The sequence below is a fragment of the Flavobacterium subsaxonicum WB 4.1-42 = DSM 21790 genome (assembly GCF_000422725.1).
Taxonomy (GTDB): domain Bacteria; phylum Bacteroidota; class Bacteroidia; order Flavobacteriales; family Flavobacteriaceae; genus Flavobacterium; species Flavobacterium subsaxonicum.
The window spans coordinates 391,524-404,456 of record NZ_AUGP01000017.1 but is presented as its reverse complement, the minus strand read 5'-3'; the positions used below and the strand labels follow the sequence as shown (position 1 = coordinate 404,456).

The 12,933-nt window shown below is 42.6% G+C and carries 13 protein-coding genes; 7 read left to right on the top strand and 6 right to left on the bottom strand.

Going from position 1 to position 12,933, the window contains the following annotated elements; translation table 11 throughout:
• Positions 1 to 31: 31 nt before the first annotated feature.
• Positions 32 to 1,072, top strand: a complete 1,041-nt coding sequence (locus G509_RS0104700; protein WP_026990467.1) for an NAD(P)/FAD-dependent oxidoreductase — start codon at positions 32 to 34, stop codon at positions 1,070 to 1,072.
• Here G509_RS0104700 and G509_RS0104695 read toward each other — a convergent pair.
• Positions 1,062 to 1,454, bottom strand: a complete 393-nt coding sequence (locus G509_RS0104695) for a DUF983 domain-containing protein (protein WP_035738488.1) — start codon at positions 1,452 to 1,454, stop codon at positions 1,062 to 1,064. The two genes, G509_RS0104700 and G509_RS0104695, sit on opposite strands and share 11 nt — an antisense overlap.
• Before the next feature lie 54 nt (positions 1,455 to 1,508).
• Here G509_RS0104695 and G509_RS0104690 point away from each other — a divergent pair, with 54 nt between their 5' ends.
• Complete coding sequence (locus G509_RS0104690; protein ID WP_026990465.1) at positions 1,509 to 3,416, top strand: ABC-F family ATP-binding cassette domain-containing protein; 1,908 nt, start codon at positions 1,509 to 1,511, stop codon at positions 3,414 to 3,416.
• A gap of 29 nt (positions 3,417 to 3,445) precedes the next feature.
• Here the strand turns inward: G509_RS0104690 and G509_RS0104685 are convergent, their stop codons facing one another.
• A complete protein-coding gene (locus G509_RS0104685; protein ID WP_026990464.1) occupies positions 3,446 to 3,757 on the bottom strand; it encodes a hypothetical protein in 312 nt (103 codons plus the stop codon).
• A 79-nt stretch (positions 3,758 to 3,836) separates the two neighbouring features.
• Positions 3,837 to 4,805, bottom strand: a complete 969-nt coding sequence (locus G509_RS0104680; protein WP_026990463.1) for an App1 family protein phosphatidate phosphatase — start codon at positions 4,803 to 4,805, stop codon at positions 3,837 to 3,839.
• 69 nt (positions 4,806 to 4,874) lie between these two features.
• Between G509_RS0104680 and G509_RS0104675 the strand changes: the two genes are divergently transcribed.
• Positions 4,875 to 5,765 (top strand): diacylglycerol/lipid kinase family protein, encoded by an 891-nt coding sequence (locus tag G509_RS0104675; RefSeq protein WP_026990462.1) that lies wholly within the window; start codon positions 4,875 to 4,877, stop codon positions 5,763 to 5,765.
• Here the strand turns inward: G509_RS0104675 and G509_RS0104670 are convergent.
• The 3 genes from G509_RS0104670 to G509_RS0104660 all read right to left on the bottom strand — a co-directional run bounded on the left by G509_RS0104670 (position 5,758) and on the right by G509_RS0104660 (position 7,828).
• The gene (locus G509_RS0104670) at positions 5,758 to 6,900 is read right to left on the bottom strand and encodes a peptidogalycan biosysnthesis protein (protein ID WP_026990461.1); all 1,143 of its coding nucleotides are present in this window, start codon (positions 6,898 to 6,900) and stop codon (positions 5,758 to 5,760) included. The two genes, G509_RS0104675 and G509_RS0104670, sit on opposite strands and share 8 nt — an antisense overlap.
• A 34-nt stretch (positions 6,901 to 6,934) precedes the next feature.
• Complete coding sequence (locus G509_RS0104665; protein WP_026990460.1) at positions 6,935 to 7,426, bottom strand: DUF1761 domain-containing protein; 492 nt, start codon at positions 7,424 to 7,426, stop codon at positions 6,935 to 6,937.
• A 63-nt stretch (positions 7,427 to 7,489) separates the two neighbouring features.
• Positions 7,490 to 7,828, bottom strand: a complete 339-nt coding sequence (locus G509_RS0104660; protein ID WP_026990459.1) for a hypothetical protein — start codon at positions 7,826 to 7,828, stop codon at positions 7,490 to 7,492.
• A gap of 28 nt (positions 7,829 to 7,856) precedes the next feature.
• Between G509_RS0104660 and G509_RS23520 the strand changes: the two genes are divergently transcribed.
• The 4 genes from G509_RS23520 (at position 7,857) to G509_RS0104640 (ending at position 12,923) form a co-directional block, all read left to right on the top strand.
• On the top strand, positions 7,857 to 8,033 hold the full coding sequence (locus G509_RS23520) for a C1orf53 family protein (protein WP_161627165.1): 177 nt from the start codon (positions 7,857 to 7,859) through the stop codon (positions 8,031 to 8,033).
• A gap of 70 nt (positions 8,034 to 8,103) precedes the next feature.
• On the top strand, positions 8,104 to 10,092 hold the full coding sequence (locus tag G509_RS0104650; protein WP_026990458.1) for a urocanate hydratase: 1,989 nt from the start codon (positions 8,104 to 8,106) through the stop codon (positions 10,090 to 10,092).
• A 71-nt stretch (positions 10,093 to 10,163) separates the two neighbouring features.
• Complete coding sequence (locus tag G509_RS0104645; RefSeq protein WP_026990457.1) at positions 10,164 to 10,733, top strand: DUF4136 domain-containing protein; 570 nt, start codon at positions 10,164 to 10,166, stop codon at positions 10,731 to 10,733.
• Positions 10,734 to 11,162: 429 nt separating this feature from the next.
• Positions 11,163 to 12,923 carry an aromatic amino acid hydroxylase gene (locus tag G509_RS0104640; RefSeq protein WP_026990456.1) on the top strand — a complete coding sequence of 587 codons (1,761 nt, stop codon included), beginning with the start codon at positions 11,163 to 11,165 and terminating at the stop codon, positions 12,921 to 12,923.
• Positions 12,924 to 12,933: the final 10 nt, after the last annotated feature.

Genomic DNA, 12,933 nt, shown 5'->3' with positions numbered 1-12,933 from the left:
CTTGTGGTAAGAGTTTTTTATTTTTATACCCATGAAAGATTTTATTATTGTTGGAGGTGGCCTTGCAGGTATTTGCTTTGCCGAGACGGCCTTTTTAAACAACAAAAGTTTTGTTTTACTATCAGATGCTTCGCAAAACTCAAGCGTAGTGGCTGCGGGTTTGTATAATCCGGTTATACTTAAGCGGTTTAGCTTGCCCCAGGATTCTAAAGTTCATTTAGAATATATGAAGCCATTCTATAAAACTATTGAGGATCGCCTTGATATTAAATTTGATTTCGATCTTCCGGTTTATCGCAAATTTGCCAGTATCGAAGAGCAAAATATGTGGTTTGAAGCCGCAGATAAACCTGCTTTAGAGCCATTTTTGCTTCCTAAAGTAATTCATACCAAATATCAATATTTGCCGTCTCCTTTTGGGTTTGGACAGGTATTGCATACGGGTTATGTAGATACCAATGTTTTACTGGACGGATATCACTCATCATTAAAAAATCAGGGTAATTTATTGCAGGAGACTTTTGTTTATGATGATCTTGTGGTAGAAGATGATTCTATATCTTATAAAGGCATCAAAGCCAAGCATATTGTTTTTGCGGAAGGTTTCGGCATACATTCCAATCCTTATTTTAAATATTTGCCGCTGGATGGAACTAAAGGGGAATTGCTGATTATTAAAGCTCCTGATCTTAACTTAGACATAGCTGTAAACGGTGGGGTATTTATGCTGCCATTGGGTAATGATTTGTATAAAGTTGGCGCTACTTACGAGTGGTATGATAAAACACCTGCTACAACCGATGCCGGTAAGCAGGAACTTTTAGAAAAACTTAACGAACTTATTACCTGCAACTACGAAGTTGTTAACCATTTAGCAGGTATTAGGCCCACTACAAAAGACAGAAAATGCCTTATAGGTACCCACCCAAAATATAAAAACGTACATTTGCTCAATGGTTTAGGTACGCGGGGTGTTATGCTGGGGCCTGCAATGGCTAAAGAGTTGTACGACTCTATAGCAACAGGTACGCCCGTAAGGCGCGAAATTAGCCTTGCCCGCTTTAAGGTTTAGGAATGTCTTTCCAGTCTTTACGGTACGATACAAAAAAGTTTATCCAGATGTTTCTGGATATTCGCATGTCTAACGGCATAAGCAGTATTAGCGTAGCGATAATTGCTATAAACGATGTTTTTAGGCTCGCACCAATAAACACAAACGAAACTATAAAAGCGGCAACGCTTAAGGCTACACCAAGGCCGTAGCTAACATACATGGCGCCATAAAAAAACGATGGTTCTATTTTATAATGCAAGCCGCAGTGGCTGCATTTTTCGTGCATTTTGTATACATTGCCAAGATTGTACGGATTTTGATCCAAATACATGCTTTCCTGGTGGCAGCGCGGACAGGTTCCTGTTAAAATGCTATATAGTTTGGATCCTTTTTTTAACATTTGCAAAAAATTTGTGTTCTCACAAATTTACGACTAAAATAAGATAATAGAATAATGCTTAACATACATAATTTGTCGGTATCCTTTGGAGGTACATATTTATTTGAAGAAGTTACTTTTAGGCTTGGCGCTGGCGACAGGGTGGGCCTTGTAGGTAAAAATGGTGCAGGAAAATCGACCATGCTAAAGATACTTTCCGGAGACATTCCGCCTGATACAGGTGTAATAGCAACGGAGAAAGAGGTAAGGATGGGCTTTTTAAGGCAGGATATAGATTTTATTCCGGGCCGTACCGTGCTCGACGAAGCATACCAGGCTTTTGTGGAGATTAAAAAGGCTGAGGCCAAGATCGAAGAGATCAACCACCAATTGGTTACACGTACTGATTATGAAAGCGATTCTTATTCTAAATTAATTGAAGACCTAAGCGAGTACAGCCATCATTACGAAATATTAGGTGGGTATAACTACCAGGGCGATACCGAAAGGATATTACTTGGGCTTGGTTTTAAACGTGAAGATTTTGACCAGCTAACCGATACTTTTTCGGGTGGATGGCGTATGCGTATCGAACTGGCTAAGCTATTGCTACAGTCTAACGATATATTATTACTGGATGAGCCAACCAACCACCTGGATATTGAGAGTATTATCTGGCTGGAATCGTTCTTAAAAACATATCCTGGCGTTGTGGTAATTGTATCACACGATAAAATGTTTTTGGATAACGTTACTAACCGTACTATTGAAATCTCGTTAGGTAAAATCTACGATTTTAGTAAATCGTACAGCGAGTATTTAGAGCTCCGTGGCGAAATAAGGGAGAAGCAATTGGCTACCCAGAAAAACCAGCAAAAAAGCATTGAGCATACAGAGAAGCTTATAGAAAAATTCAGGGCTAAGGCCAGTAAGGCATCTATGGCGCAATCGCTGATGAAAAAACTGGACAAGGTTGAGCGTATTGAGGTGGACGAAGATGATAACTCTGTTATGAATATTTCGTTCCCCGTTTCTATGACTCCGGGCCGTGTGGTTATTGAAGCCGAAGAAGTGACTAAAAAATATGGCGAAAAGCTGATTTTAAAAGATATTGATTTATTGATAGAACGCGGCAGTAAAGTAGCATTTGTGGGTCAGAATGGCCAGGGTAAGTCTACATTTATGAAGGCCATTACTAAAGATATCGATTATACTGGCAGCATTAAACTGGGGCACAACGTACAGTTGGGGTATTTTGCACAGAACCAGGCAGAGCATCTGGATGGCGAAATTACCCTTTTGCAAACGATGGAAGATGCCGCTACCGATACCAACCGTAGTAAAGTGCGCGATATGCTGGGGTCTTTCCTGTTTAGGGGAGACGATGTAGAGAAAAAAGTAAAAGTACTATCGGGTGGAGAGCGTAACCGCCTTGCCCTTTGTAAACTTTTATTACAGCCTATTAACGTGCTTGTAATGGATGAGCCTACCAACCACTTAGATATTAAATCTAAGAACGTTTTAAAGGCGGCGCTTCAAAAATATGAGGGTACGTTGTTGTTGGTATCTCACGACAGGGATTTCCTTCAGGGTATGTCTAACATTGTATACGAATTTAAAGACCACAAAATACGCGAGTATTTGGGCGATATTAACTTTTACCTTGAGCAGCGCAACATGCAGAACATGCGTGAGGTTGAAAAACGCGATGTTGTTAAAGACAATCCTAAAGAAAACAAACAGGTATCGTACCAGGACCAGAAGAAAGGCAAAACCCTACAGAATAAACTGAGTAAGATTGAAAGCCTGATAAAGGAACTGGAAAGAGAAATTCAGAAAGACGACCGTGTACTTGCCGAGCACCCTGAAAAGCTAACCGGCGACGCTTCTTTTTTTGCAGCTTACGAAAAAAAGAAAAAAGAACTGGACAATCAAATGGTGGAGTGGGAGAAGGTTCAGGAAGAAATAGACAACGATAAATAACAGAAAAGCCCCTAAAAGGGGCTTTCTTATTAATTGGTCTTGATGGTAAGTTCTGTTTTCTTTTTAGAAACAGTAACATCATTCTGTTTTTCGCCATTTTTGTTTTTAAAGCTCACACCATCGCCGTTTATACTTACCGATGTTCCATCAGGGTTTTCTTCTTCAACACTCCTTGTAGTGGTGGTTGTTTTAACCGGGTTAACGGGTGTTTGTGGCTCCGGAGTTACGGGTGGTGCCGGGTTTTCTACCGGTGGCGGAGGTGGTGGTAATGGTTTTTCGTTGTCTTTGCAGGAAGCCATCAGCAGTACGGCTAAGCCTGACATCATTATAAGTTTTTTCATAACTGTAAGATTATCATTGTGTTTTGTCCTAATAAAATTAACCAATTAAAACTTACTTATACTTAAGATAAACTTAAAGTTACAATATCAGCCCTATACGTTTGGAGTGCTCAATGGCATCGGCGCTGTCTTTAAAATAGCAGGCAGCTACCCCCATAGATTCAATATTTTTAATGGCAGCGTTGGCCTTTTCTTTTTTAGCCGATCCCGTTTGCCTTATATACACGGCTTTTACGGTTAGCGGAAATATCTTGCACACATCTTCATACAAAAATGGGTCGTGTTGCGAGTCATCTCCTAAAAGGGTATATTGCAGGTGGGGGTAAAACTCCAGTATGTGTTTTATTTTGTCGAATTTGTGGTTATGGTTGCCACGGCCCGTAACCAGAAAGTCCATCAGGCTGGTTTTAATATCTTTTAGCAGCAGTACGGCACGCGGCAGGTCGTGCTTTTCGGTAAACTTTACAATAAACTTGTACAGGTTCCACTCACTGCTCGATACGTAAAAAAAAGCATTCATCTCGTCTTTCTTATTCCGCCCTGCCGTGCTTAGTGCCTGATAGTGGGGTACAACGCCTTCAAATATCTTTCGGTTATTGATGTTCTTCCAAAGCAGGATGTATATTTTTTTGAAGAAATTCCGCGTATGCGAAACCAAAAACGTATCATCTATATCGCTTATAAATCCTAAGTTGCCTTCGTGCGGATGTATGTAGGTGCCTTTCTCTCTTATTTCTTCGCCATTATAAAAGGTACTCACGTAATAATCGCCCCAGCCAAAATCGAGCTTGTCTTTTAAGGGGATGCAAAATTTAAAGTAACCGTCATCAAGCGATTTTGTGTGTATCCGGGTGCCGTTGTGCTCCAGGTAAACATCGGCATTGGGTATGGTTTTTATTAAGAACATCCGTAAAACGGAGCGGGCATTTTTAAAGCGTTTTTTCTCGAACTCGTAATTGCCTGCTGTACTTTGCTTAAAAACATGACCGAAAACTATAAATTCCTGGTCGTTGGCATATCCGCGGTATAATTTTAAAATAGGCTTCATGAAAATTTATAGGTTTAATAAGAGAGTACACATTCTATTTTACCTAAATTTATTCAAAAAAAAGGAAGAATGGAGGCCAAAAAGAAATTTTTGCTAATAATTAACCCTATTGCAGGCGGAAACGATAAGGCCGAACTGGTTGCGGCCACTAAGGAGTTTGCTAAGAATGAGAATATTGAGCTTATAGAATACGAAACTACAGGCGAAGATGACGAAACCAAAATAAGGGAACTTTATAACCAACACAAACCCGAACGTATGCTTGTGGCCGGGGGAGATGGCACCATTAAGATTGCCGCCGAAGCTGTAGAGCACCACGATGTTATTATTGGGGTGCTGCCTGCCGGGTCGGCTAACGGGCTATCGGTAGATTTGCAGCTGCCGAATGATTTGCAGGAGAATTTGCAGATTGCCTTCCATAACGATTATATAGAGATGGATATGGTGTGCATTAATGGTAAGAAGAGCCTGCATTTAAGCGATATTGGCGCCAATGCCGACCTTATTAAGAACTACGAGGGCGGAACTATACGCGGCAAGCTTGGCTACGCCCTACAGGCTATAAATACGTTAACCGACATGAAGGAGCCTTTTCAGGCGACAATCGTGGCGAATGATAAAACGTTACAAACAGAGGCCAGGATGATAGTAATTGCCAACACCCAAAAATACGGTACCGGCGTAACCATAAACCCTATCGGTATTATGGACGATGGCAAGTTTGAAATTGTGATACTTAAAAACCTCGACCTGCTTTTGGTGGGCAAAATAATGGCCGGCAATATGCCGCTGGAAGATACCGATGCTATTGAGATAATTAGTACCGATGCTGCTCTGATTACAACAAGCGTTCCGGTAAGCTTTCAGATAGATGGTGAATTTTGTGGCGAAGAAGACCGTCTTGAAATTATGATATTGCCTAAGCAAATGCGTGTAGCCGTACCCAAAGGCCTTACTTAAAAGGGCTGCGGGGTTTCCAGGCTATAACAGGGTCAAAATAGGTAAAAAACCTGCCCGTAAACAAATTAATTAGCGGGTTGGTGTGTTTAATAATACCGTAAACTTCTTCGGCTACAGCACCAACCGAGCTTTTAATTTCCATAGCCGAACGGGCGAAGATGATGTGCTTAAACTTCTTTTTTATAGCGTAGCTTACCATATCATACAGCATATTTAAGTACAACATTTTTTCTTTTTGGAGGGATGCATCATACCCTAAAAAATAGGTATCCATATCATGCCCGTTTTTTATCAGGGTATTAAAGCCAATAAGGTTATCATTTAAAAAATAGCCGTAAAACAAAAAGTTGTCGCCCAGCTGCTGTTTAAATACTTCGAAATGATTTTCGGGCAAATGAAACGTATTGAACGATGCATTGCCTGCCACGGTTAAATATAATTGATGGATACGGCCTTCGTGTTGCTTTATATCTGTTTTAGATAACTTTCTCTTCTCAATACCATCGGCTTTTTTGCGGGCGCGGTTGTATTGCGTGCGGTATTTGGTAGAAAGAGCGGCCACGTAATCGTCAATGCTAACCCAATTATCCCTTATGGTAAAAATCATGTTAGGCTGCGTGCAAAACGTATAATAACCTTTAAAACCGGCAGCTTTAAAGTTGGGGAGTTCGGCGGTGTTAAAATCTTTTATTGCCAGCAGGTTAATGCCAATGCCCTTGTTTTTATACTGCTTTTTTAATTCGGAAATAGCGCGCTTCAATAGTTGGAGACCTTCGGTTTCGGTAATGGAATCATTAAACAGGTAGGCATTTTGTCCCGTAAGGGTATTGTTGCCAATAACCAGCGTGTGCGATGTAAACCTCTTAAACAGGTAGTCCTTTATACAAAACGATTGTTTCTCTTCTACAAAAGTATTTACCCGGCTTAAGTCTATGTACTGTGCAAGGGCAATACCGCAAAGGGTGTTGTTTTTAAACAACCCAATAAAATGGCACTCCATATTGGGCGGTGCAGCATTTTGCAACACTGCGAGGTACGCCCGCGATAAAAATATATTGCTTTGCGCAAGGGCATCCCAACTGTGGGGCAGATCTGCTGGGTTGCTATAAATGCTAAGGGAGGTTTGCTGTGCCATAAAAAAATCTCCCCGTAGGGAGATTGCAAAGGTATTAATTTTCCCAGGCAGAAAGCACACCGCCCTGTAGTGTAAAGCATATTATAAAATAGCCAACGTTTATCCAGATGTATTTCCAGCTTTTATTCTCAAAAAGGCTGTTGGTGCCAATAATGGGAAGTGCCAGGAACAGGCCGGTCATGGCGCCGTGCAGCATACCGTGCTTAAACGTTCTGAAGGTAGCGCCATAATCGGCCATAAAAGCCGCGTACGATGGTTTTGCGGTATCTGCAAATGGCATACCGCCAATCATGCTCAGGGCACCAAACTGATGTACCACAATACCTTGCAGCATCATGGTAGCCATAGCAGAAAACAGGATGGTAAGGCCAAATATCTTAAACATATTGGCACTTTTGGCGGCATCGGCATTTACGCCGGCTTCGCGCATCCAGATGGTGCCAAAAACTTTTGGGTTGTACCAGATAAAGCCTACCGGCAAAACAATAAGGGTGGACACTAAATACGCCCATGGATTTACGAACATAGTATTTTGTTTTATGGTTTGTTAAAACAAAATTACTAAATTAATTGCCAGTGTGTTAAGTCGCTAATCTTTTTGGTGCAGGTAGTTTAAAAACCTCCAGAACGGCCTGCGTTTTAGGTAGGTAAAGTCGGTTTCGTTAGTATAAGCTTCGCGCTCAAAGCTAATGTTTCGGTACGCCAGTCTGCCATTACGGTATTTCAGCAGCCTGATATAATATTCTACAATATACCAGATGTAGAAGGGAATTATTAGCATTTCTAACTGCTGCCGCAAATGTATACGCTCATGGTTTAGCAGTACGGCATTGTTGGCGAGCCGGGCATCCCTCACAATAATAAAAGGGTACAGCGCTATTGCGGTATAACCCTGTGGTATTAAATATTTAGAGGTAATGACTATCATTATATGTAAAGTTGCTAAATTTGTGCGTATGAGCGACCAAATTTCGGGAAATAAATTAATAGAAGGCGAAGATTATTACCTATCCCCGGAAGGGTATAAGGTCTTTACCGAAAAATTTCATTTAAAAAGGGGCTACTGCTGCAAAAGCGGCTGCCGACACTGCCCGTACGGCTATGATAAAAAAACAGGAAATTTAAAGAAATAGTTGTTGGTTGCTGGTTGTCGGTTTTTAGAAGCGCCAACAACCAACAACCAACAACCAGCAACCAATAAATATGACTTTTCACGAACAAATACAAGAGGGCATACCGGCAGTTTTGCCACAGCCAAAACCGTATGACCCTGCTATAAACCACGCGCCTAAGCGTAAAGAGATACTTAGTGCCGACGAGAAAAAACTGGCCCTGCGCAATGCACTGCGCTATTTTGAGCCGCAGCATCACGCTGAACTTATTAAAGAATTTGCCGAAGAGCTGGAAACCTACGGGCGTATTTATATGTACCGCCTTCGCCCTGACTACAAAATGTATGCCCGCCCTATAGACGAATATCCGGGCAGGTGCGAGCAGGCTAAGGCCATTATGCTCATGATACAAAATAACCTGGATTATGCCGTGGCACAACACCCGCACGAACTTATTACCTATGGTGGTAACGGCGCGGTGTTTAGCAACTGGGCACAGTACAGGCTTACCATGAAATACCTTAGCGAAATGACCGAAGAGCAAACCCTTGCTATGTACAGCGGGCACCCTATGGGGCTGTTTCCGTCGCATAAGGAGGCGCCAAGGGTAGTGGTAACTAATGGTATGGTTATTCCTAATTATTCAAAACCCGACGACTGGGAGAAATTTAATGCGCTGGGCGTATCGCAATACGGCCAAATGACCGCCGGTAGCTATATGTACATTGGCCCGCAGGGCATTGTGCACGGCACTACCATTACGGTGTTGAATGGCGGACGTAAAATTGCCAAAAATGGCGAAGGCCTGGAGGGTAAAGTGTTTGTAACATCGGGTCTTGGTGGTATGAGCGGCGCACAGCCCAAAGCCGGTAACATTGCAGGCTGTATTACAGTTTGTGCAGAGGTTAACCCTAAAGCGGTAAACACGCGCCACAGCCAGGGCTGGGTAGACGAGGTTATTACCAATGCCGATGCGCTTGTAGAGCGCGTAAAATTAGCGAAAGCCAACAAAGAAGTTGTTTCGATAGCATACCAGGGCAACGTGGTAGAGGTTTGGGAAAAATTTGACGAAGCCAATATATACATCGACCTGGGCAGCGACCAAACGTCGTTACACAACCCGTGGGCAGGTGGTTACTATCCTGCCGGATTGAGTTTGGAAGAATCAAACAGGCTTATGGCCGAAGACCCTGCCGCTTTTAAAGATAAGGTGCAGGAGTCGCTGCGCAGGCAGGCCGATGCCATTAATAAACACACGGCAAAAGGCACCTACTTTTTTGATTATGGTAATGCCTTTTTACTTGAGGCATCGCGCGCAGGCGCCGATATTATGGCAGCCGACGGTATTAACTTTAAGTACCCAAGCTACGTACAGGATATTATGGGCCCTATGTGCTTTGATTATGGTTTTGGGCCGTTTAGGTGGGTGTGTGCTTCGGGCAAGCCCGAAGACCTGGCTAAGACCGATGCTATTGCAGCAGCCGTGTTAGAAGAAATGGCTACCACTGCACCAGATGAGATTAAGCAGCAAATGCAGGACAATATAAAATGGATTAAAGGGGCACAGCAAAACAAGCTTGTGGTGGGCTCTCAGGCACGTATTTTATATGCCGATGCCGAAGGCCGCATAAATATTGCCCGTGCCTTTAATAAGGCTATTGCCAATGGCGAAATTGGCCTTGTAATTTTAGGCCGCGACCACCACGATGTAAGCGGCACCGATTCGCCATACCGTGAAACGTCTAATATTTACGATGGCTCGCGCTTTACCGCCGATATGGCCATACAAAATGTTATTGGCGATAGCTTTAGGGGTGCTACCTGGGTAAGCATACACAATGGCGGCGGCGTAGGCTGGGGCGAGGTAATTAACGGTGGCTTTGGTATGGTTCTTGATGGTTCTACAGATGCGTCAAGGCGTTTAGAATCAATGCTTTTCTGGGATGTGAACAACGGTATTGCAAGGCGAAGCTGGGCCAGGAACGAAGAGGCCGTTTTTGCTATAAAGAGGGCCATGGAAAAAGAGCCGCTCTTAAAGGTTACCCTGCCTAACAGGGTAGACGATGCATTGCTGGATTAATAGCTCAAAAAGAGTGGTTGTATGCGAAGGGATGATGGTATTGCTATGAACAACTAATTCTATTTAAAATTATGAAGACAATAAAATTGCTCTCATTGTTATTTATTACTGCCGTTGCAGCGTCGTGCTCATCGGTAAGGGTAGCGTCGGATTATGATGATTCGGTAGATTTTACCCGCTTTAAAACCTACGGTTACCTTAAAGATGGTGTAGATAAGGCAGAGATATCAGACCTTGATAAAAAAAGGATATTTCGTGCCATTGATGCCGAATTGCAAAAGAAAGGCTTTACCAAAAGCGATAAGCCCGATGTGCTTGTAAATATTTTTACCAAAGCCACCAAAGATGTTAATGTAAACAATTGGGGCGGCGGTTATGGCATGGGCTTTGGCTACGGCGGCTGGGGACCCGGCTGGGGCTGGGGAGGCCCGTGGGGCTGGGGTGGTAACTATACATCGGTTAGCACATCTACCGAGGGTACGCTGTACATAGACCTTATAGATGCCACTAAAAAAGAACTGGTTTGGCAAGGTGTAGGATCGGGCGTTTTAACGCAGGACCGCAATAAAAAACAAGACCGCATAAACGAGTTTGTTGCCAAAATAATTGCAGAGTTCCCTCCGCAAAAAGAAAGCAAATAATCTTAGATTATTATAAGAGCCTCACACTGTGGGGCTTTTTTTGTTGGGGTATATTGGCGTATGTACGGTTTACCTGTTAAAAAGTGCCATACGCCGCAATTTTAAATTTGGGTGTAATTACAGTTGTACTTTTACAGTAGTAATAACATAAGAGGTTTGTTAATGGTTAAGATTTGTGATAAAATTTGATTTGTAGAACATTAATAAATTTAGTTTTCATAGTAAGTAAGGTTACTGTTGGTTGGTTATTTTAGCTTATTTATATTATTACTATTGTCATGGAGGAGCCACGCATTTTGCGTGGCTTTTCTTATTTTAAGTATTTTGTAATAGAAACTTTACTACATCAAAAATTAAAATATAAACTTTACGTTTTATTAATAATGTATGAGAATTTCGTAATTTTACGGGGTTACTAACACGCAATATATGAGTGCATCTTTTGAAAGCAACCCGCTTATAGACCGGTTGCCCAACCATTTAAGGCAGTTTATTAAACCGCAGGATTATACCGATTATACCCCTATAAACCAGGCGGTATGGCGCTATGTTATGCGTAAAAATGTAGACTACCTAAGCAGGGTGGCGCACAACTCTTATCTGGACGGACTTAAAAAAACCGGTATAGAAGTAGAGAACATACCCAGCATGTATGGTATGAACCGCATTTTGGAAGAAATTGGCTGGGCTGCCGTTGCCGTAGATGGTTTTATACCGCCTAATGCGTTTATGGAGTTTCAGGCATACAATGTGCTTGTAATAGCGTCAGACATCCGTCAGCTTGAGCATATAGAATATACACCTGCGCCGGATATTATTCACGAAGGTGCCGGGCATGCCCCTATTATTGCCAATCCGGAATATGCCGAATACCTTAGGCGTTTTGGCGAGATTGGCTGCAAGGCTATATCGTCGGCTAAAGATTATGAGATTTATGAGGCTATACGTTTGCTATCCATCTTAAAAGAAGCCGAGGGCACACCACAGGCCGATATTGATGCGATTGAAAAGCGCGTGGAAGATTTACAGAACGATACATCCGAACCATCGGAAATGGCACTTATACGTAACCTGCACTGGTGGACCGTGGAGTATGGCCTTATCGGCGAGATCGATAACCCTAAAATATATGGCGCAGGGCTGCTATCGTCTATTGGCGAGAGCGCCTGGTGCATGACCGATAATGTTAAGAAACTGCCGTATGATATTAATGCGGCTTACCAGAGTTTTGATATTACTAAGTTACAGCCACAGCTTTTTGTAACGCCCGATTTTGCCCACCTAAGCCTGGTGCTGGAAGAGTTTGCCAATAAAATGGCACTGCGTACCGGAGGATTATCTGGTGTTGAGAAACTTATACAATCTAACGCACTGGGTACTGTAGAGTTAAGCACCGGCATACAAATTAGCGGTGTATTTACCAATGTTATAGAAGAAGGCGGCAAACCCGTATACCTGCAAACCACGGGTAAAACAGCATTATCGTACCGTGAGAAAGAACTTGTTGGCCATGACACCTCCTACCATGCCGAAGGTTTTGGAAGCCCAGTAGGCAAGCTTAAAGGCATTAATCTGGCAATTGAAGATATGAGTCCGCGCGACCTAAAAGCCTACGATATTTACGAGGGGCTACGCGTAACGCTGGAGTTTGAGGGCGATATTACCGTAAGCGGAGAAATTATTACCGGTACGCGTAACCTTCAGGGCAAGATAATCATCATCAGCTTTAAAAATTGTACTGTTACCCATAACGATACCGTGCTGTTTATGCCGGAGTGGGGTATTTATGATATGGCTGTGGGCAAAAAAGTGGTTTCTGCTTTTTCCGGCCCGGCCGATGTTACCAGCTTCGACCTGGTTAACCATGTACCATCGAGCAAAACCATTAAGGCTGTAAAATCTGCCGAGAGAGAAGCCCTTGAGAGACTGTATCAAAATATTAGAAATATCAGGGAAGGTAAAGAGAGCAACCTGAGCATTGCCGAAACCTTTGCCCTGCTTAAACAGGAGCACCCTAACGACTGGCTGCTATCGGTAGAAATTGCCGAACTGCTGCACCAGCAAAATAATAATAACCTGTTGCAGGATGTAATTGCGCATCTTGATGCATTAAAAATAACAAGGCCTAAAATTGCCCACCTTATAGAGGGCGGCCTCGAACTTATATTTGAAAAAGAAAGCGTAAACTAAGATTGGGGCG